19 protein-coding genes are annotated in these 21,506 nt (G+C 40.0%); 3 read left to right on the top strand and 16 right to left on the bottom strand.

Features of this window, described 5'->3' with window-relative positions; genetic code table 11:
* Positions 1-286 precede the first annotated feature (286 nt).
* The 4 genes from H8S17_RS11770 to H8S17_RS11755 all read right to left on the bottom strand — a co-directional run bounded on the left by H8S17_RS11770 (position 287) and on the right by H8S17_RS11755 (position 4,838).
* Positions 287-1,396, bottom strand: coding sequence for a glycoside hydrolase family 53 protein (locus H8S17_RS11770; protein WP_186867460.1), 1,110 nt, complete (start codon positions 1,394-1,396; stop codon positions 287-289).
* Positions 1,397-1,457: 61 nt separating this feature from the next.
* Entirely contained in the window at positions 1,458-1,676 is a 219-nt protein-coding gene (locus tag H8S17_RS11765; protein ID WP_178051852.1) for a hypothetical protein, read from the bottom strand.
* Complete coding sequence (locus H8S17_RS11760; protein ID WP_186867459.1) at positions 1,649-3,481, bottom strand: hypothetical protein; 1,833 nt, start codon at positions 3,479-3,481, stop codon at positions 1,649-1,651. Before H8S17_RS11760 ends, H8S17_RS11765 begins: the two co-directional genes overlap by 28 nt.
* A 358-nt stretch (positions 3,482-3,839) precedes the next feature.
* A complete protein-coding gene (locus H8S17_RS11755) occupies positions 3,840-4,838 on the bottom strand; it encodes a LacI family DNA-binding transcriptional regulator (RefSeq protein WP_330595746.1) in 999 nt (332 codons plus the stop codon).
* 366 nt (positions 4,839-5,204) lie between these two features.
* Here H8S17_RS11755 and H8S17_RS11750 point away from each other — a divergent pair, with 366 nt between their 5' ends.
* The gene (locus tag H8S17_RS11750) at positions 5,205-5,912 is read left to right on the top strand and encodes a phosphatase PAP2 family protein (protein WP_186867458.1); all 708 of its coding nucleotides are present in this window, start codon (positions 5,205-5,207) and stop codon (positions 5,910-5,912) included.
* A gap of 256 nt (positions 5,913-6,168) precedes the next feature.
* On the opposite strand, the gene H8S17_RS11745 is transcribed toward H8S17_RS11750, so the two are convergent.
* Genes H8S17_RS11745 through H8S17_RS11735 form a run of 3 tightly spaced genes read right to left on the bottom strand, consistent with a single transcriptional unit; the run spans position 6,169 to position 9,717 of the window.
* A complete protein-coding gene (locus H8S17_RS11745) occupies positions 6,169-8,091 on the bottom strand; it encodes an NAD(+) synthase (RefSeq protein ID WP_186867457.1) in 1,923 nt (640 codons plus the stop codon).
* Complete coding sequence (hslO, locus tag H8S17_RS11740) at positions 8,088-8,957, bottom strand: Hsp33 family molecular chaperone HslO (protein WP_178051931.1); 870 nt, start codon at positions 8,955-8,957, stop codon at positions 8,088-8,090. Before hslO ends, H8S17_RS11745 begins: the two co-directional genes overlap by 4 nt.
* 1 nt (position 8,958) lies before the next feature.
* Positions 8,959-9,717: a class I SAM-dependent DNA methyltransferase gene (locus H8S17_RS11735; protein ID WP_186867496.1), complete on the bottom strand. Its 759-nt coding sequence runs from the start codon at positions 9,715-9,717 to the stop codon at positions 8,959-8,961.
* A 176-nt stretch (positions 9,718-9,893) separates the two neighbouring features.
* On the opposite strand from H8S17_RS11735, the gene H8S17_RS11730 reads away from it, so the two are divergent.
* Positions 9,894-10,943: a DUF6709 family protein gene (locus tag H8S17_RS11730; protein ID WP_186867456.1), complete on the top strand. Its 1,050-nt coding sequence runs from the start codon at positions 9,894-9,896 to the stop codon at positions 10,941-10,943.
* An 88-nt stretch (positions 10,944-11,031) separates the two neighbouring features.
* On the opposite strand, the gene H8S17_RS11725 is transcribed toward H8S17_RS11730, so the two are convergent.
* The 7 genes from H8S17_RS11725 to H8S17_RS11695 form a co-directional block, all read right to left on the bottom strand.
* Positions 11,032-12,339, bottom strand: coding sequence for a DUF1002 domain-containing protein (locus tag H8S17_RS11725; protein WP_243238074.1), 1,308 nt, complete (start codon positions 12,337-12,339; stop codon positions 11,032-11,034).
* Between the two features lie 94 nt (positions 12,340-12,433).
* Positions 12,434-13,375, bottom strand: a complete 942-nt coding sequence (locus tag H8S17_RS11720) for an alpha/beta fold hydrolase (protein WP_186867455.1) — start codon at positions 13,373-13,375, stop codon at positions 12,434-12,436.
* A gap of 21 nt (positions 13,376-13,396) precedes the next feature.
* Positions 13,397-14,335, bottom strand: a complete 939-nt coding sequence (locus H8S17_RS11715; RefSeq protein ID WP_186867454.1) for a methyl-accepting chemotaxis domain-containing protein — start codon at positions 14,333-14,335, stop codon at positions 13,397-13,399.
* A gap of 63 nt (positions 14,336-14,398) precedes the next feature.
* Positions 14,399-16,123, bottom strand: a complete 1,725-nt coding sequence (gene recJ, locus H8S17_RS11710) for a single-stranded-DNA-specific exonuclease RecJ (protein WP_186867453.1) — start codon at positions 16,121-16,123, stop codon at positions 14,399-14,401.
* Between the two features lie 24 nt (positions 16,124-16,147).
* Positions 16,148-16,888 (bottom strand): tRNA pseudouridine(38-40) synthase TruA, encoded by a 741-nt coding sequence (gene truA / locus H8S17_RS11705; RefSeq protein WP_186867452.1) that lies wholly within the window; start codon positions 16,886-16,888, stop codon positions 16,148-16,150.
* Between the two features lie 76 nt (positions 16,889-16,964).
* Positions 16,965-17,450, bottom strand: coding sequence for a signal peptidase II (locus H8S17_RS11700; RefSeq protein ID WP_186867451.1), 486 nt, complete (start codon positions 17,448-17,450; stop codon positions 16,965-16,967).
* Positions 17,451-17,453: 3 nt separating this feature from the next.
* Positions 17,454-17,882, bottom strand: coding sequence for a hypothetical protein (locus tag H8S17_RS11695; protein ID WP_186867450.1), 429 nt, complete (start codon positions 17,880-17,882; stop codon positions 17,454-17,456).
* A 156-nt stretch (positions 17,883-18,038) separates the two neighbouring features.
* On the opposite strand from H8S17_RS11695, the gene cls reads away from it, so the two are divergent.
* Positions 18,039-19,580: a cardiolipin synthase gene (gene cls, locus H8S17_RS11690; RefSeq protein ID WP_186867449.1), complete on the top strand. Its 1,542-nt coding sequence runs from the start codon at positions 18,039-18,041 to the stop codon at positions 19,578-19,580.
* A gap of 167 nt (positions 19,581-19,747) precedes the next feature.
* Here cls and H8S17_RS11685 read toward each other — a convergent pair whose 3' ends face one another.
* Both H8S17_RS11685 and H8S17_RS11680 read right to left on the bottom strand, forming a co-directional pair.
* Positions 19,748-20,644, bottom strand: coding sequence for an ATP-grasp domain-containing protein (locus tag H8S17_RS11685; protein WP_186867448.1), 897 nt, complete (start codon positions 20,642-20,644; stop codon positions 19,748-19,750).
* A 99-nt stretch (positions 20,645-20,743) separates the two neighbouring features.
* Entirely contained in the window at positions 20,744-21,220 is a 477-nt protein-coding gene (locus H8S17_RS11680) for a hypothetical protein (protein WP_243238073.1), read from the bottom strand.
* Positions 21,221-21,506: the final 286 nt, after the last annotated feature.

The following is a 21,506-nucleotide window of genomic DNA, read 5'->3' as shown; positions in this document are numbered from 1 at the left end:
TTTTGATTGACCGGCTTTCGTGTGTGCTTTAGCGGATGGTGACATAAGCGTTAAAAACTGCCCCCACTGTCCGAGCTCAAAAACGCCGAACATTTCTCTATACGGGAGGCGAGTTTGGGGCAGTTTTTAAAATAAACGCTTATGGCATCATCTGTTTAGGAACACTAGAAAGCCGGGCTTAAAACAGCAGGCGGTATACGGAAGCTCTGACAGTTTATCAACCCAGTAAACCGACACAGGCTCACAACCTTCCACCTAACCCATAACCGATTTACCCAACCACTCTCTAATGATGAAAATCCCGAATCACTTCCAACGCCGGAAGTGCATTTCCATCATAATCAAAGAGTGCCTGATTCGCCCACTCATTCCCACATGGGCCTTTATCTTTGATATATGCAAGTCCTTCTTTCGTTGCCCAGCCGGAACCGGCAACCGGAATCCATGCCGGTTCCCAGTAATAGAAACCTTTGCCATGATCATCCGCAACATTTGCCACTCTTGTCATAAAGTCCTGCATAAAATCCGCCTGTCCCACTTTTGTCATCGGATATTCGATCTTTGCGACAAGTTCCGGTTTTGTTGCATAGCCTTTTCGGTCCTGTGGTTCTAATTTTTCATAAGCAGCATAGTCTTCCATCGTAAATCCCATGGAAACTTCTGCAACCACTACATCTTTATTGTAACGTACGGCAATATCATTCATATTCTGCTCAAGTGCATCTAAACTGCCATGCCAGAATGGATAATAGGAAAGCCCGATGATCTGAAATTCTTCTCCATGCTCCATAAAATGATCGAACCATTCCCGATATAATGCATTATTTCCGCCATTATCCAGATGGATCATGACCGGTACTTTCTGATCTACGGCACGCACTCCACGTATACCTGCATTTACAAATTTTGCGATCCTGTCATAATCCGGTGTCTTTCCGTATGGCCAGAGCAGTCCGTTTGACAGTTCATTTCCGACCTGCACCATATCCGGCGCAACACCTTCTTCTATCAGTTTTTCCATGGATTCTTTTGTAAATTCATATACGGCTGTTTCTAATTCATCAGCTGACATACCTTCCCATGCTTTTGGAATAAACTGTTTTCCCGGATCTGCCCAGAAATCACTGTAATGCAGATTAAACAAAAATGTATATCCGGCATCTTTGATCTTCTTTGCGGTTTTTATGGTTGTATCCATATCATTTGTACCGGCTCCGTATGGCTTTCCATCAGCCGAATATGGATCGTTCCAAAGTCTGAGTCTTACAGAATCAATATCATAGCGTTTTAAGATGTTTAAAACATCTGCTTCTTGTCCATGGTCATAATATTTGGCCCCACAGGCTAAAACTTCTAACAAGGTAGATAAGTCTACTCCTTTGATAAACTGCTGCATCTGTTTTCCTCCCATTTTTTTAAAAAAGAGTATGCAACAGGCGCATACTCTTTTTTATAGTTTAGTCAAAATCAAATTTTTCAAAACGTTTCATCATTGCACGATAACGGAACCTTACCATTTCATTTTTGGCAAGTACATCTTCTTCTGTTCCGGTGTACTGGCATCTTAGGCAGTAATATTCTCCCTTATCTTTGTCAAAAAACATATCGATATCCAAATCCCTCATAAAACAGGATGGACATCTGTAATTTAATTTTCCTTTTCCAGCTTGAGCCATGTCGCAAATCCTCCTTTATCTTTCAATGTTGTCTTGTAACCTAATGTGAACATCGGTGAGAAAGCATATCCTTCTTTGATATATCCTTCTGCTTCTTTATCAGCAGCTAAAGAAACTTTTGTTTCGATAGCAGGAATGACTGCGCTGACTGCTTCTGCTCCAAATGCTTCTGCTTCTCTGCAACGGTATTCATAATTGATGGTCTTTTCATCTTTTCCTTCGCATTTTAATGTGATACCTGTCATATCTTCCGGATATTCGGTTGTACCATAACATGCTACCATGTATTCGTTTAATTCTACTTCTGCGGATGGATCTGACATTTCTAATACTTTACGCTCGATTTTGATCGCGGAACTTCCTTCTTCAAAGTATTCGATTGTCTGTAATTTTACGGTCAGATCTGCAAATTCAATCTCTACAGGATCTAAGGTTAAGATTCTTGTATTACCTTCCTGTGAAAAATGAGCTTTTGTACGGCACAAACATAAATCTACTTCTTCTCCGTTGTGACAGAGTTTTGCACTGCGGACGGTTCCTTCTCCTGCATAATGCGTAAAATAACCTGCACGATATTTCTCCTGGATTAAAAATGGATAAGATGCATCCTGGACGTGTTTTGTTCCGATACCTACCGGCCATTCTAATTTTGCTGCATATGGTCTTAGATCAACGATTGCACCGCCCTGATCCATGTTGACACATGCACGCATATATGGATCTGTATACCAGAATACCTGTTTATCTGAACCGTATAAAATATCTCTCCAGAGTGCACATTCCGGTTCTGTATAAGTTTTCTTTTTACGGTAGTAATCAGCAAATTCAGACATGGTCATGTCAATCAACTTGCCTTCTTTTTTGAGCTGTCCATAATATTTACAGCCATCAGAATAGGATTTCTCTAACAATTCATATGGAGCTTCCCAGCGTCCCATCTTATTCATCCAGCCCGGTCCAACGAACATCATGTTATACGCATATCCGTTGTTATATTTTGCAAGATCTCTGTACTGATCGATCAGATTGTAAAGATATGGATATTCCCATGTCTTTGTATCATAGATCATACCACGCAGTACGTTCTGTGGATGTGTTCCGAAGTTAGAACCATTTCCATCGTAGCAGGCAATTAAATCACGGGAAAGATGCGGGATTGCAACGATTCCTGAATCTTCTGCTTCATTTGCTGCCGGTGCGTGCGTGTTCTGTTTGGAAGGGATCCAAGGTGCCCATGGGCCGCCATCAAATAATGTATACCATGAATTATTACAGGTATGATATGCCTTTGGTCCTTCTTCCCAACAGGTTGCAACTGCACATTTTACAGTTGGATATTTTTCTTTGATGTAGTTTGTCAGATCTGCATCCATATAGTAGGAACCTGTAGATTCCGGATAAAATCCGAATGTATCATGGAACTTGCCAAATACATCATCTACGATCGCTTTCTTATCTTCCATGGAGAACATCCAGATACAGAAATCTTTCGTCTTATATTTCTCACGGAACTGCTCACATGGCAGGCCTAATAAGGAAAGTGCGATCTCATCTCCGTATTTCTCATGGTCTGCTTTTGCTATGGCTACTGCTTCATCATTGAAAAGAGAAGCATAGGTCATCTGGATCGTAACCTTTAATCCGTTTTCATGTGCTAATCTCTGCTGTGTCTTGAAAATATCTAAAGATTCTGTCAGTAATTTCTTATCTCCGATATCTTCTTCCTTGCCATGTCCTGTCACGGTTGCGGAATACTCCGGAACCATCTCTGGACGATGAATAATGTTTACAACAAATTTGTCCATCCCTTTTCTCCTTTTTGTTATTTTTTATGTCTTACCGGAAGGAAATTATGTACTGCCTTTTCATGTTCCGGCTGGTTTTGCACTTATTATGTAAGATTGATCTTCTTACTTATTTTTCTGACCTTTACGCAACTTTTTGAAGATTTGCGCAATCGGTTGTTCTGTGGTTGTAGTATAGCAGGTGAATGTGGTTCTGTCAATGAATTTTTCTTTAAGATTTTTGGATTTTTTTTTGATAAACTGCCCAAACACCGATCAATGCTACTGCTAAAAATGCACTTTACACAAAGGAGGCTGTACTGACTGCCCGGCCATTTCGATAGATGTAAAAGATGCGATCCTTCAATCGTATAATTTTTCATGCCTGCAATGTCGATTCACGCAATATCACCTGATATCCTAATGTTGTTGCCCTGTTGATCTCTTTATCCTCAATCGCATTCATCAGTTCCCTGCACGCTACCATGCCAAGTTCTTTCTCATCAAATGACAATGAGGTGATCGACGGCACATTATTTTCAAGTACGGAACTGTTGTAAAAAGATGCCACCTTGATATCCTGCGGTACTTTTACGTGTTCTGCACGCAGTTTTTTGAGCACACTTCCACAAAGGGCATCGTCCATGGAAATAATACAGTCTGCACCTTTTTTTAAGATCTCCTCGATCTTCTGGTCTAAAAGCACCGGATTGTTCATGCCCAGATAGATCAGATCTTCTGTCACCGGTATATGTGCTTCTTTGAATGCGTCTAAATATCCCTTTAAACGTTTCTGGGTAACGACATGTTTTTCATCTCCACCGACTAATGCGATCCTTTTCATTTTTTTCATTAAAAGGATCGATGTCAGTTCTTTACATGCACTTTGATGATCCTGATCCACCTGTATGGCTTCTTTGACATTCGTTCCACCGACCGTTGCAAATGGGATTCCCCTTTTTGCAAGCATTTTTGCCTGTTTATCATCGACAAACGTACGCATTAAGATCACGCCATCTACTTTACGGTTTGTCACGATACGCTCTAGCTGAGAGGTATCTTCCGGCTTACTGATCGTAAGCAAAATGTCATAATCCATCGTTGCTGCGATCTCCTGTATGCCAAACAGACAGCTTTGGAAAAACGGCAGGTCGATGATGTCATACTCAGACGGGATCATCACGCCGATATTATATGTTTTTGACTGTGCAAGGCTCTTTGCGATCACGTTCGGTGTATAATTATGTTCTTCAATATAATCAAGCACTTTTTCCCTTGTTTCTGCCCCGATCCTGCCTTTTCCGGAAATAGCCCTTGATACGGTAGTCTTAGAAACGCCAAGTGCTTCTGCAACATCTGCGATTGTAATATTTTTCACGGTATTCTCCTGTACTATTATTTTCTGTAACCATCTGGTACGTTTGTAAGTACCTTCTATTTACGATTTTCTATGCTTCCGATCATGCCACAACGATTCACCAAAAGGCGCAATCGGTTGTTCTTTTCTATAAGATAGCAGGAAATTTTGCAACCGTCAATTCTTTTATATCAGAGTTTTCTTTTGTTCCTTTACTGGTGTTACTGGTACCTTTTTCATGTAAAACATCTTCAAATTATTAAGAAATTTGTAAATTTTATAAAATAACGCAAAAGAGGATTGTAGCAAAAAATTACCTGTGCTATAATGCTTGTCAATGAGCATAATAATTATTAGTAATTACGAATAAAGGGTGATATTGTGAGTGTGAATTTTTCAAAATCAAAAAAGACTACCGTAAAAGACACTGTAGTTGCTTGTTTTAAGAAATATAAACACAGCCTGCTTTTACTGTATCTGCTTATTTATTTTCCATGGTTTTCTTATTTAGAGCAGACAGTTACAAAACGTTTTCATGTGATACATATGGCGATCGACGATAAGATACCATTTATCGAATATTTTATCGTTCCTTATTTCTTATGGTTTGCCTATGTTGCGGTTGCTGTTTTATATTTTCTGTTTAAGAATAAAGGGGAATATTACAGATTATGTGCTTTCCTGTTTACCGGAATGACCATCTTCTTAATTATTTCCACGGTATATCCAAATGGACATTACTTAAGACCAGCCACTTTTGCCCATGACAATATATTCGTCAACATGGTACGTGCTTTATATAAAACAGATACTGCTACAAACCTGTTTCCGAGCATCCATGTCTATAATTCAATTGGTGTCAACATTGCCATCTGGCATAGTGAGAATTTTAAACAGAATAAACCGGTGCGATATGGTTCTGCGATCCTAATGGTCAGCATTATCTTATCGACCATGTTTTTAAAACAACATTCGGTATTTGATGTGATTACCGGAATCGTCCTCTCTGTTTTCATGTATACCGTTGTATATGCAAAGAGTCCGGTACATGTCGGCAATTCCGAAACTTCTCTGGAAGAACGTATCAGTATATGATATTATTTAGAGTCTATCAAACCAGAAAAAGCAGCGATTTATGAAACAGATCGCTGCTTTTTCTGGTTTGTATGTTACTGTTCACTCCGTGACCAGTAACTTGTGATTTTTGCATGAAAGTTCGCTTTGCAAAGCAAAAATCACCACCTGAATCACTTTCTTACGCAGCCAGACAGTAAATGCCTGTCTGCTGTGTGAACTGTAACGTTTGTATCAAATTGTGGGAGCTTTTTGCTGCAAAACTATTCCACAGACATTACTTCTCCTCTAACGCTTCTACCTCATCTAACCAGATGCGTCCACAGGCATCCGACGGCATTCTAAGATCGCCTCTCGGTGATACTGCGATCGTTCCGACTTTTGGTCCATCCGGCAGACAGGAACGTTTAAACTGCTGTGAGAAGAATCTCCAGTAATAATTCCTAAGCCACTTATAGATCACATCCTTTTCATAACGTCCTTCAAACGCCTGTAAGGCAAGACGGTACACTTTTTTCGGTGGATATCCAAAACGCAGCATATAATATAAAAAGAAATCATGCAGTTCATACGGTCCTACAATGTCCTCTGTCTTCTGGGAAATCTTTCCATCTTCCGGTGGCAGTAGTTCCGGGCTGACCGGTGTATCTAATACATCATAGAGGACTTTTTTTAATTCCTCATTGCCACAGGTATCTGCATAATAATGTACCAGATGACGGACTAAAGTCTTTGGTACGGATGCATTCACTCCATACATGGACATATGATCTCCGTTATAAGTTGCCCAGCCTAATGCCAATTCTGACATATCTCCGGTTCCTATGACCATTCCATTTTCTTTATTTGCAATATCCATTAAGATCTGGGTACGCTCTCTCGCCTGACAGTTTTCATAAGTAACATCATGCACCGATGCGTCCTGTCCGATATCCTTAAAATGCACATTGACGGCATCTTTGATCGAAATTTCCCGAAAATCTGCTCCTAAACATTTGATCATATTCACAGCATTCAGATATGTTCTGTCTGTTGTACCAAAGCCTGGCATGGTAACTGCTTTGATCCCGCTTCTGTCTAACCCTAAACGGTCAAATGCACGTACCGTTACAAGCAGTGCTAAGGTAGAATCTAAACCGCCGGAAATGCCTACAACCGCACATTTGCTGTTCGTGTGTTTTAACCGCTGGTACAGTCCCATTGCCTGTATCGTCAAAATCTCCTCACAGCGTTTTTCTCTTTCTTCTTTTCTGTCCGGAACAAACGGTGCCGGATCGATAAAGCGTGTCAGTGTCGTTTCTTCTATTTTTAAAGAAAATTCCACTTCTTCATATTCGTTTTCTTTGCCGCCCGCCCAAAATGAAGTATTTCTTCTGCGTTCTTCGGTTAATTTTTGCACATCGATTTCTGTATAGACTGTTTCATTTTCAAAACGTTTCGACTCTGCTAATAATGTTCCGTTTTCTGCGATCAGATTATGTGCAGAATAGACAACGTCCTGTGTGGATTCTCCATTGCCTGCACTCGCATAGATATAACCACAGAGCAGCCTTGCAGACTGTCCTGTCACTAATTCTCTCCTGTATGCTGCTTTTCCGGTTGTTTCATCACTGGCTGAAAGATTGACCATCACCGTTGCCCCTGCAAGTGCATGTGCAATGCTCGGCGGACCTGCTGCCCACAGATCTTCGCAGATCTCTGCTCCGATCACAAGTTCTCTCATCTTATCACAGACGAATAACATCTTACTGCCCATTGGCACCTGCTCATCTTCGATATCTACATAAACGGTTTCTTCCATGCCTTTTGTAAAATGGCGTGCCTCATAAAATTCATTATAATTCGGAAGATAAGTCTTTGGTACCAATCCTAAGATCTCACCTGCACTGACGGCTGCTGCCACATTATATAATTTTCCTTTATACTCAAACGGAAGTCCTACAAACACGACCGCATCAGTCTTTTCTGTGCATTTTGCAATTTTCTTTAACCCTTTTAAGGCATCTCTTAACAGCAGTTCCTGCAAAAACAGATCCCCACAGGAGTAGCCGGTAATGCAAAGTTCAGGAAATACAATGATCTTTGCCCCGTTTTTACTACATTCTTCAATTTTTTTACAGATATTTTTTGTATTGTATTTTGTATCTGCTACCTTAATATCCGGTGTTACAGCCGCTGCTTTGATATATCCGTCTTTCAATTTCTGATCTCCTTTAATTCTTGTGTGTCAAACTGATAGCTGGTATTGCAGAAATGACATTTGACTTCAATGCCTTCTCCATCTGCGATCATTTCATCTAAATCTTTTTTTGAAAGCGTTGCTAAGGATTTTGCGATCCGCTCTTTGGAGCAGTCACAATGAAATTCGGCTGGAATGGTGTCCGTCACTTCAAATTCAATATCACCTAATACTTCTTTTAACAGTTCTTCCGGTGTATCACCTTTTTCTAAAAGGTCTGTAATGGAAGATATCTCTGCAATACGCTTCTCTAATTTCTCGATCACTTCTTCATCTGTAAACGGCATTAACTGCACGATAAAGCCGCCTGCCTGTCTGACTGTATTATCCTTATTCATCAAAACACCCAAGCCAACCGAGGACGGGATCTGTTCTGATGTTGCAAAATAATAAGTAAGGTCATCTGCGATTTCTCCTGTCTGTAAAGCGATCTGTCCGACATACGGCTCTTTTAACCCCATATCTTTGATCACGCTCATAACACCAATGCCTAATGCTCCACCGACATCTAACTTACCTTTTGCATTTGGCGGTAAGATCACATCTGCCACTTCCGGATAGCCTTTTACATGACCATTTGCATCTGCGGTAACGGTCAGTGCTTTTGCCGGTCCATTTCCCTGTATCTGGATCGTCAAAAGGTCTTTTTCACCTTTCATCATGACTCCCATCATCACCGCTCCTGATAACAGCCTTCCTAATGCTGCTGTCATAACCGGACTGGTATTGTGATGCTTTCTCGCTGCTTCTACTAATTCTCTTGATGTAATGGCAAATGCACGTATCTGTCCGTCTGCCGCTGTTGCTCTTACAATATAATCTGACATATTAGTTCTCCTTTTTTGTACATTCTCTTGCTATAAAATATACCCGCTCACAATCTTCTGCCGGTGGTTCGTTAGAATCTTCACCGTAACATGCGAGAAATTCTAAACCGGACTGCTCTATGAGTTTTTTGATGGTTTCTAATTCATAGCCTCTCTGGTAATGCGTTTCTTCGTATTTACGGTATCTTCCATCTTCTTCCCTGATAAAAAGTGTCAGGTCATATTCATTCATCTGTTCTTCTTCATCATAGTAATTATCCCAGATAAAACTGCCTTCTGTGCGGTTTTCACAGATTGTTGTTTCACCAAGGACGTTGCGATATTTATATAACGTGTTCAGATCGAAGATAAAAATACCTCCGGGATCTAAATAATTATTGACTAATGAAAATACGGTGAGCAGTTCTTCTTCTGATGTTATATAATTCATGGAATCGCACACACTGACGACTGCCCGTACTGTTCCATACAGTTCAAATTCCCGCATATCCTGATTCAGATATAAGATACCGGAATCTTCTGCCTCCTGCATTCTTGCGATCCCTAACATTTCTTCAGAAATATCTACACCGATCATATCATAACCAGCCTGTGCTAACAGGCGTGTCATCTTTCCTGTTCCGCATCCGAGATCTAAGATGAGTCCGTCTGTGATCTGATACTGCTTTAAAACTTCGATCAGATATCTGCTCCATTTTTCATAGGGTACATTATCCATGAACAGGTCATATACTTCTGCAAATCCGCTGTATGCCTCCACTGCTGCCTCCTTATCTAATCCGTAAACTGCTTCTATAATTCTTAAACACCTCATACTATTATACGCACTTTTTGTCTATCTCTCAATAAAAAAATAAGTAACAGTTCAGCTTGCATAATCTGCGGCACTCCCTTATACTAACATTTAGCATCAAAAGATTTTTTAAGGAGTTTGACATGCAGGAAAATTATGATCATTATATATCGAGAAATATCAAAAGCCTCTACCGCAGACGGCTGTTCGGTCCGCTGCTTTATCTGATTTTTATCATAGCCGTTTTTATCGTACTTCCGGTCACTTCTGTTGTATTTCCAACAGAACTGTTCCGTATCTCTGACATGGGAGAACTGCATAGTGAAAAAGATGTATTTATCTCTGCATCACTGCATGACCTGCATTTTACCGGATATACCAAGACGCGATTCAACCGCACTGTCGGCTATTTCTACTATATGGATAATCCTGATGAAAAGGAATGCTGCATCGTCCTGCTGTCACCGACTACTTGTGAACAGGGGCTTCCGGAAATCCCACAAGTCCGTATCCATGGTAAAATATTAGCCGCAGATGCCAACTATAATGCACTGCTGACCAACTTATCTGCTGATCTGTCATGGAGTGACACCGGTATTCATTCCAAAGTAAATCCCTATTACCTAAGTGAACCGGATTTTAAATATGGTTTTGGACTGCTGTTATTTATCTTTTTAACTGCCAGCGGTATCTATTCCATGGCTGCTGTGATCTTATGCATCTTATATATCTGCAGACCGGATTTTTCACCGCCATGCCAGATGCTTGGACATTTTGGCAAGCCAAAACAGCTGTTAGCTTTAGCAGAAGAAGAACTTGCTACTTTACCACAGCTTGCTACCGAAGATATGTTTATCACTGAACACTTTTTTATAGAAACTTCTAAGTATGGAATTGCGATCGTACCGATCAAAGAGATCATCTGGATCTATAAACATTCCACACTTCACAAGCTGTTCTGGTATCATTTTAGTATTTCTTATACGTTAAATATTACGGCAAACAAACATGTCTATATCCACTGTCCGAAAAATATCAAATCTGATATTGATGGTATCATGGACTATCTGTCGGAAGCAAACCATGATATCCTCGTCGGTTTCAGTGAAGAAAACCGCCAGAAGATCCACGATATCCAAGGTGATCCATTCCACTTTGAAAAGTTAGCCGCATTTATGAAACGAAGGATCTGATCTTATAAAAAAGAGGATTTCCATATCACATGGTATGGCAATCCTCTTTTTAACACTCTGTAAATATTCCGTATGTTCTTACGCAAACTTAGAATAATTCTCTGATCTTATCGATCATAGTCTGTAACAGTTCTCTGATCTTTGCCCAGAAACCACCATCTGCGGTAGATATCTTATCATAGATCGACTGTGCAGCATTTAAAAGACCATCTAAATCCAGATCAAGATCACTGATCTTCTGCATCAGTTTGACAACTTCCTGTACTTCATCTTCTGTCAGTGTAATATCGAATTTGTCACAGCCTTCTGCGATCACCTGACGGATCTCTGCCTCATCACTTAAGTCATGTTCTACAACTGCCTGTTTTACATAGGCGATCATGCTTTCCACATCATCTGAACTTGCTCCGTTTGCCTCAAGCTTACCGGTAACAACTAACTCATTTAGTGCAGCATCGATATTCTGCTCGTCGATCTCATCTCCGGTCATTTCCTGATATGCTTTAAATGCACCGACTAAGGCTGCCGTTCCTGATAATGGGAAAGGTCCTGCTACGATGATATCTGCATTGACAATACCTGCGGTTGCAAGGGCGTTTTTATACATACCTACCGTACAATATGAAATATTATTTGTAGAAATATTGATTCCATTGCCATCGTCCCGTTCAATGACTACAACAGATGATAAGGATTTTGTTCCGATCTTGCTCTTGTCAATATATGCGTCTAAATATTTATGTTCTTCTTCATTATTGACATAGACAACATCATAATCAGAAAGTTTTGCAGGATCGATTCCCATAATGGAAAGTACTGTTGCCTGCTGTTCTGCTGTCAGATCAGCACCTAATGCCAGATATGGCTTGTCATGTTTTTTGATCTTGACATTATCATCGTTTTTATCTTCTTCTACGGTAACGGTTCCTGCAACTTCTGTATCTACTGTAACAGTTCCTGCGATGTCTTTTGTTTCTGATGCTTTCTGCTCTGTAGATGCACCGCTGTTATCGGTTGTGGTTGAAGCTGCACTATTGTCAGTTCCGGTTGTTGCCGCCGGTGTGCTGTCCGATCCTGCTGTTCCTGTTGCCGCATTATCGGCTGCGGTTGTCCCTGATGCTGCACCGGCCGCTGCATCTGTAGCTGTACTGCTGTCTGCTGCCTCACTCTTAGAAGCATCTGTTGTTGTACTATCGGCTGCTGCATTTGTACCCTGTGCATCGGCTGATGTCTGTACTTCATCATCTCCCGGTGTTGTTGCTGCATCCTGTGTTGTTGCTGCATTTTGTGTGGTTACTGCATCTATCGGCTCTGCTGCTGATACAGAAACAGTAGAACCAAATACCATGGTTACTGTAAGTACCATACTGATGATTCGCATCCATCTTTTTTTCATATGAAAAACCTCCTCTCGCTGAACGCACTTCATTCTTGCACAATTTTCGCACTTTGTCAAAGGAATCAAAAAAACTTAAGATTTATTTTATAAACTATGTCGTTTCCCTGACACACATCCACGCATAAATATCCTCATACACATTGTACCTGTCGGTTTCATTTAAAATCTCATGTCTGTCATTCTCGTATAATTTCCATGTGATATCGTACAATCCTGCCTGTTCGTACTGCCGATATACTTTTTTCACACCAACTCCCATATCTCCTACCGGGTCCTGATCTCCCGAAACTAAAAAAATCGGCAGCCTTCGTGGAATCTTTGCGATATGTTCCGGCTGATTATCATAATACACAGCCTCCATCAATCCATAATAGCCATTGACGGTAAAATCAAATCCGGCTCTCGGATCATTATAAAATGCTTCTACAACTGCTGTTTCCTTGCTCAGCCAGCTATTTTCCTTATCTGCCCCTGTCAGATCATACTGCTTGTACGGCCCCATATAAGAAAGTTTTTTCACCAGACGGCTCTTATGATGCCAGCCTTTTACCTTTCCTAAAAAACGGCAGATATTCATGCCTAATTTCATCGTCCGGTCCGGCATGCTTCCGGTTCCAACCAATATGACTCCCCGCAGATCTTCAGGATGGATCGTGATATATTTCCGCAGCATATAAGAACCCATGCTGTGTCCGAGCATAAAATAGGGTTTCTCAGGCTCGTGCTTTTGTATGATCTCCCTTAATGTATGCATGTCTGCAACTAATGCATCACTTGGATTTTCTTTTGTAAAATATCCATATTCCGATGCATCATAAACAGAATCTCCATGTCCGAGATGATCATTGCCTACAACTAAAACTCCCTGTCTATTCAGATAACCGGCAAATTCCTCATAACGGTCGATATGCTCCTGCATGCCATGTGTGATCTGCAAAATCGCAGTATATTCTCCATCATCCGGTATCCATTTTACCGCATGGATCTGTGTCCTCTTATCCGCAGATAAAAATTGAAATTCCTCTTTCTGCATCGCATATCCTCCCATGCTTTTTTATAATACTTTTCCATAGAACAAAGACAGCCGTTCTTCGATCTCACCTGCTGCCTTACTGCTGTTCTCATGGTTCTTTCGGATCATTTCTATCTGTTCTTCGATACGCTCTCTTGTCTTTTCTTTCTTTTGTATACAATCCTGCATACCGGCTATCTGTTCCTGCTGTAATTCTACCTGCTTTGTAAACTGCTCTTTTAAAGAAGCCATGTCTGACTGTCCTCGGTCACAAAATGCACCTGCCATATCTGCGGTTTCTCTGGTACGTTCTGACAACTGTTCTAACTGACCTGCTGCATCTTCCTTTGGATATACCTCTGCCGCTTTTGCTAAAAATTCTTCTACTATCTGGATATGCTGTACATATTCCTCAGACAATTTTCTCACACTTTCTGCTGCCTGTAAAAAAGAAAATCCGCTTTCTCCTAACCTGCCGGCTTCTATCGCTGCATTTAATGCCAGCGTTGTCATGCCCTTTGCTGCTTCCCGCAGTTTTGATACTTCTTCCTCTGCTGCTTCAACTGCTGTCTGTAGTGCAGTCTTTTTATCCGCTTCTTCTTTTTGTACTTCTCCACAAAATGTAACCGTATCCTGCAACGCTGCTGCAACCTTTTCTCCGGTTTTTACATATTCTTCCCAGTTTTCTGCTTCTTTTATCCATGCATCTTTTTGTATTTTTAACTGTGATACTCCCTCGCTTAACTGATTTGTTCCCATCAACAGCAGTTTTTCCTCTTTGCCGTCTGCTGAAATTTCATCATAAAGATGATTGATCTCCTGATCGATCTGCATATTCTGTGACTCTAAATCTGCAAACATTTCATCTGTGGAATCTTTGATCTTCTGTACATCTTCCGTCATTTTCTCATATCTTGTTTCAACTAATTCGAGTTCCTGTATCCTGTCTTCTGCTTCTTTTATCTTTTTTCCACCAAACATTTTTTCTCCTGTTCCTATCTTCCGTTCAACGTTGTAATGCTGTGCCTTTATAGTTCTTTTCATTTAACAATAATTCGAGATCACAAATTGTATCTCTTCCCTGCCCATATAGCTGTTTATCTCAGGATAATATACGATGGAGATCACATCTTTTGTTTCTAAGAACTGCATCATCGTTTCTGCATCACCAAAATAAACTGCCGGATACGTGCCTCCTGCCATATCCTGTATGGTCAGTTTTAAAACATTCCTGTTTTTACCTACGATCCGTTTGTCACGGATACGGATATTTTTATCTGCAAATACCGGCTTTGCATTTCCCTTGCCAAATGGTTCTAAAACCTTTAATTCTTCTACAAGCTGTCTATTCACATAGGCAAGCGGCATCGGAACATCGATCAGTATCTTAGGGATAAAATCGTCCTCTGTCAAGGTGGCATTTGCATTGATCCTTTCCGTAAATTCCTGTACTTTTTCTTCGGGAATGGAAAGTCCTGCCGCCATCTTATGTCCACCGAATTTTGTAAAAAGATCCTGACACTTGCACAATTCCTCATACATCGAATAGGTTTCGATCGAACGTCCCGAACCTTTGACTCCGTCTTCAGCTTTTGTCAGTACAAATACCGGATGATGATATAACTCCCGTATTCTTCCTGCTACAATGCCTGCAAGACTTTCGTGCAGGTCTTTTAAATAGACTACCATGACCTTCTGCTGATCGAGTGCCTGTGCCTGTATCATTTCAACTGCCGCATCTAGTCCATCTGCTGTCATCTGCTTACGTTCCTCATTTAAATCCGCTAACTCTGTGGCTAGAATGATCGCTGACTCTTTCTGATCAGCTAATAATAATTTTAAAGAACGGACTGCTGTATCTAACCTGCCGCTGGCATTGATGCAGGGGCCTAATACAAATCCAAGATGATATGCACTCAGACGGTCTGCCTGTACCTCTTTCTGCTGTATCAGAGCCTGCAATCCTAAATTCCTGGTATGACGCATCTGCTCTAAACCGTATTTTACGATGATCCTGTTTTCATCGATCAGATCCATCACATCTCCCACCGTAGCAAATGCCGCATTTTCCAAAAATACCATGGCTTCTTCTGCCGGTATCTTACATGCCTCATATAACGCCTGAATGACTTTCCATGCAACGACTGCACCACAGATACCTGCAAACGGATATCCACATTCCTTCTGTTTCGGATTGACGATCGCATCTGCCTGACTGCGCAGATAGCTACGGACACCATCTTCTTCCTGATAGGGAATATCATGGTGGTCGGTCACTAAAACCGTAAGTCCTTCTTCTTTTGCATAGGCAATGGCATCTAAAGCTGCAATTCCGTTATCACAGGTTATGATCGTATCTATGCCATCTTCTTTTGCCTTTGTGATCAGACTTTCATTGACACCGTACCCATCTTTCATACGATCTGGAATCGCAACACTTACGATGGCTCCTACTCTCTGTAAGCCTTTTAACAGAATATAAGATGATTCGATCCCATCAATATCATAATCACCAATGATACGGATGGATTTTTTTTCCGTTATCTTCTTATGCAAAATTTCGATCAGTCTGTCCATATCTTTCATCAGATGCGGTGAATACAGATCTGAAAGATCCGGATGCAGATACTTCGCAATGTCTGCATCTTCTATAATATCTCTGTTGCGTATGATCCTTGCCGTCACCTGATCGATGCCATATTTTTCACCGACTGCTTTGAAATCAGCTTTCTTGCTTTGCACATACCATTTTTCCTTTTGTATAGACATTTCACTACTTCCTGTTCTAAGTTTCTAATCATATTTTACTTCTAACAGCACTAATCCTTGTGCAGGTGCCGTAAATCCTGCCGCTTCTCTGTTCTTCGCTGCTAAGATCATCGGAATATCTTCCGGTTTCTTTTTTCCCATTCCGACCTCTAGAAGCGTGCCTGTCATGATCCTGACCATATTCTGCAAAAAACCATTTCCCTGGTAAATAATATCGATTTCTTTTTCAGTTACCTGAAAATCAATCGCATAGACGCTTCGGACCGCGGATTTTTTCATATGCTTATTGGCACAAAAGGAGGTAAAATCCATCGTGCCGGTCATATAGGCTGCTGCCCTTTTCATATTTTCAAGGTGCAGCGGTTCGGTATAAGTATAGACATATTTCCGTTCAAATACATCCGGTATCTTACTTGTATGCAATCGGTACATATATGTCTTTTCTTTTGCCTGAAAGCGGCTGTGAAAACGTTCTTCGACTTCTTCTAATGAAAGAACTGCAATATCTTCCGGCAGATAATGATTGAGGGTTTCTAACAGTTTCCTCTCATCTATCTGCTCTTTCAGATGAAAATTAGCTGCCTGCCCTTTCGCATGTACACCGGCATCTGTTCTTCCTGAACCGATCACCTCTACCGGATAACCTGCTGTTTTTTTCAATATATCCTGCAGCTTTCCCTGAATGGTTGCATCTGTTGATTTCTGGCTCTGCCAGCCTTTATAACGTGTTCCATCATAGGATATGACTATTTTATAATTTGACATTTTTTCTTCCTTTTTCTTTTTTATGCTGACGGTTCAAGCTTATGTACAACTTTGTGCAATCTGCCAATCAAAAAACTTAAAACCACCTTTTGACACCCGAATCATTCATATCAAACAAAATGGTAAGCAGGGTGCCGGCAAAAATAAAGAAATCGGAAATATTAAATACGATCCCCGCAAACCACTTCCATGGAACTGCAAAACTGATATAATCGACGACATGTTTTCTTTTGATCCTATCAAAAAAATTACTGAAACCGCCGCCTAAGATCATCCCTAAAGAAACTAACAGTCCCGTCTTTCCCTCTTTTGAAAACAGGCTGCCATATAGGACTGTTAAAACAGTAAGAAATGCTCCATGTATGAATAATAAAAGTTTTGGTCTTTTCTGGAGGCAATTCAAGGCTGCACCTTTGTTATAATATTTTTTTATAATGATCTTTCCACCTGAAATTTTCTGCTTTTCTCCTAACTTTCTTGTTTGATCTATATGATGCTTGATCGCACCGTCTAAACTGAAAATTCCAAGTGGCAGCAAAAGCAATGAAAGTTTTCTTCCCATGCCTTATTTTCCTCCCTGCTTCTTATTATACTGATAGATCTTATAGAGATAATACACGATCGTTCCTAAAACGCAGCCCATCAAAAGCAGGCTGTATGCCGGATTCATCCGGATTCCCAATGCATCTGCCACGGAAGGCAGTAACATACCTATTATGAGAAACATTTTATTTATTCTGACCATACGAACGGCATATACACGCACCATGCCTTTTAACGGTTCGCTTTTGATGCCATTTAAGTATTCCGGAAATATCTGCAATATGGTCATTCCTATGTACAAAAAAAGTACCGGAAGAAAATGGTACACAACGACTGTGATACTGCTTTCATAGGTATGGGCATAGTAGATCTGTAAGCCGATATAGATGAGTATTGCCAGTGCTGTTACTGTTTCTATTACGATTTCAAAGAGTTCTGATTCTTTCTTCATGTCTGTTACTGCTCCTGTATGTTTTCCTTTTATCATTGTACACAAATTTTTCTTTGGCTACAACACTTTTCATTTTAAATGGAATTTCTTTTTTTCATTCCCTTTTATGAAAAAATGTACTATAATCTTTAAATCAATAAAAAAGAGGACGATCAAATGAGAGTAGAACAGAAACAGTCCGTCAAAAACAGTATCGGACGATTGATCTTTGTAGGTTTAAGCGTACTTGTACAAATTGGTTGGTTTGTTTTATTAGGAATCCGGATGCAGCGTTATTCCACTGAACTTGCTTTAGTGGGAAGTATCCTTGCCCTGCTTATCGTATTACGGATATATGGGCGGCATATCAATGCGGCATTTAAAATTCCATGGACAATTTTGATCATGGGATTTCCGGCATTAGGACTAAGCCTTTATCTTCTGCTTGGTCAATCCGGTGCTAACCGACGGATGCGGAAACATTTTGAAAATATTGATACAACGTTTGATGGACTGAATACACAAAATGAACAGGTGATGGCACAGTTAGAATCTGAAAATAGAAGAATTGCAAATCAGTCCCGTTATATTACAGATTATGCAAAATATCCTGTCTTTCAGAATACAGATGTAGAATTTTACGATGATGCTGCAAAAGGACTTGCTGCACAAAAAGAAGCTCTGTGGACTGCAAAACATTTTATTTTTATGGAGTATCATGCGATAGAAGATTCTGAATCTTTTGAAGGCATTCGTGAGATTTTAGCACAAAAAGCTTCGGAAGGTGTGGAAGTGCGGATTTTTTATGACGATGTGGGAAGTGTCGGCTTTATCAGTCCTGAATTTGTGAAACGTATGGAAAAAGACGGGATTCAGTGCAGAGTCTTTAACCCGATGCTTCCTGTCATAAATGTTTTTATGAACAACAGGGATCATCGTAAGATTACTGTGATCGATGGAGAAATCGGATTTACCGGCGGATATAATTTAGCTGATGAATATTTTAACATCACACATCCATATGGACATTGGAAGGATACCGGTATCTGTATGAAAGGTGATGCTGTCCGTTCGCTGACTGTGATGTTCCTTGAAATGTGGAATGCCATCCGTAAATCTGATGATACTTATACACCGTATCTTAAACATTTTCCTTATGTATCCACAGAACAGGGATTCATACAGCCTTATGCCGATTCCCCACTTGACAGTGAATATGTTGGTGAAAATGTCTACATGAACCTGTTGAAATATGCCACCAAAAAGATTTATTTTTCAACGCCTTATCTGATCATCAGTGATGAAATGAACCGCGAACTTTGTATGGCGGCAAAACGTGGTATTGATGTCCGTATTATCACACCGGGGATTCCGGATAAAAAATTAGTTTATAAGATCACCCGTTCTTATTATGCTCCTTTGGCTGCTGCCGGTGTGCGGATCTATGAATATACTCCCGGATTTATCCATGCAAAACAATGTGTATGTGATGATGAACTTGCTGTTATCGGCACGATCAATTTAGATTACCGGAGTCTTTATCTGCACTTTGAAAATGGTGTCCTGATGTACAAAACGAAGGTTGTTTCTGATATGGCTGCTGATTTTGATAATACGTTTTCTGTTTGTGAGGAAGTTACTGACCGCTACAAAGGTGGACGATCAATGGTACTTCGTATCGGACAGTGTATGCTCCGGCTGCTTGCACCGTTGTTTTAGGGGAGAAGATATGCAGGGAGATTTTCCCTGCATTATTTCAATCTGGAATGATATGGTATTTCATATGTCTTGCTTTAAACCAGCAATACCCTTCTGAAATCTGCTCTACACTCAGTTCTTCCTCATCTACAAGATAAATATAGCCATCTTGAATCCAATCGTCCTGACTACATTCTATAATAAGAATCTATGGTATCAGATATTATATCATCACTAAAACAGTGATAAAGTGCCCGAAAATACTGTTCATAATTTTGAAATTCTGATAATCCTGAAACCGCCCCATCACCAGCTTCTATAATTCTCCATGAGCCATCTTCTAATTCTGCATAATCTACCGTATAATATATGCTTTCTAAATTCTTATATTTATCTAGTAAATCCTTAGAAGGCAACGGTGTATATATTCCTTGTGCAGAGTTTCTACTAACAGTGGCAATCTCATGGTTGATATAAAACACTCTGTATTCATTAGTTCTACCGCCATACCGCTTTAGATCAAGATATTCCTTTATGCATATCCCTCCAGTCAATAGAGATCCACGATACTTATAAAAGACTTTCATCCAGCTATCAAATTCTTCCTGAGTCACACTTTCATCAAAAAACTTTGGAAAATCAGTACCCTTTACTGATTTAACATAGTCTTTTACCATAAATCTCCCCATTCTATTTTTGACACTTTCAATATCAATCTTAGTATGTAGTGGATATATCTCCATTTTTGCAGTATCTTCCTTTAATGCTTCATATATATTAGGAAAAATATGCATTAACTCATATTCTTTTGGAGTCGTTACCAGCCTGATATTTTTTTCTAACAGAAGCTGATATAATTTTTCATACTTTTCAGGCTTCATCATCCAGCCTCTGTACACAGCATTTCTTTCTTCTTTTGGTGCATTATTGATAATAAGTATATCTTCGTTAATCCATTTATCATATCCAAAAAAAGAAATGTCAAACAAACCTGTAGTTTTTACCGCCTCATACTCCGCCTGCAAATCTTCATCCACCTTTAAGATGCTAAAATAACTAGATGGAAATAATACTAAATCTACCATAGCCAACCCTCCCATTTAAAAATACGTCTTCTTGTTTATGAACTTGTAAGAAAATTCTATAAACTCAATTCTCCATATAAAATCTCTATCGTCTTCATTTTACCATTCTTCTCCAAACTCGTCCATTGCATCATCTACGCCATCAGCATAGTCACTATCGCGATCATATCTGTCATAGTCATAATCTCCATCCATATAGATGTCATCGTATCCATCATCGTAAGAATCATAGCTGCTCGCCTTTGTCGTGGTATCTTTCTTTAAACTGCTATTGTATGACGAATTATTTGTTGTATATGATTTTGTACTATAACTACCGCTACCTGAACTGCTTGTATGATCTTTCGAAGTACTGCCTGATGTTTGACTGCTGTACGATGAAGTGGTATGTGATGAACCATTTCCAGTATATGGTTTATGCAGATAACAATAGCTGCTTCCGCTTGCCCGCCTGTTATCACATCCTGCCTTCATACATTTAGGTTCACTTGCCTTTCCTATCGCTCCAATCATATAGCAAATACCAATTACTACAATAAATACTGCCACTCCCTGTCCAAATGAATTCTTTTTCATATAAATCAGCCTCCTTGTGATATTGAATGTTATTTTCTTCCTGCTGACTATATCTTACTATATTAGCTGTCCTATAATTATCCCTCGTACTCCGAATATTTGTTCTTTTATTATTGATCTGAACCTGACTGTCGTTACTGTTTACACCTAACAGTGTGAGCAGCAACGATTACAGCCCATTTAAAATGCCTCTACGAGGCAGGGGCTGTAATCACACAATAATTAACACTATGGCGCATAGCTTGACAGCGCAGTGTCAAGCTTGCGTCTGAACAGTAACTGACTG

The organism is Roseburia zhanii (assembly GCF_014287635.1).
Taxonomy (GTDB): Bacteria; Bacillota; Clostridia; order Lachnospirales; family Lachnospiraceae; genus Roseburia_B; species Roseburia_B zhanii.
The sequence above is the reverse complement of the archived record's forward strand: the minus strand, read 5'-3'. Positions and strand labels throughout refer to the sequence as shown.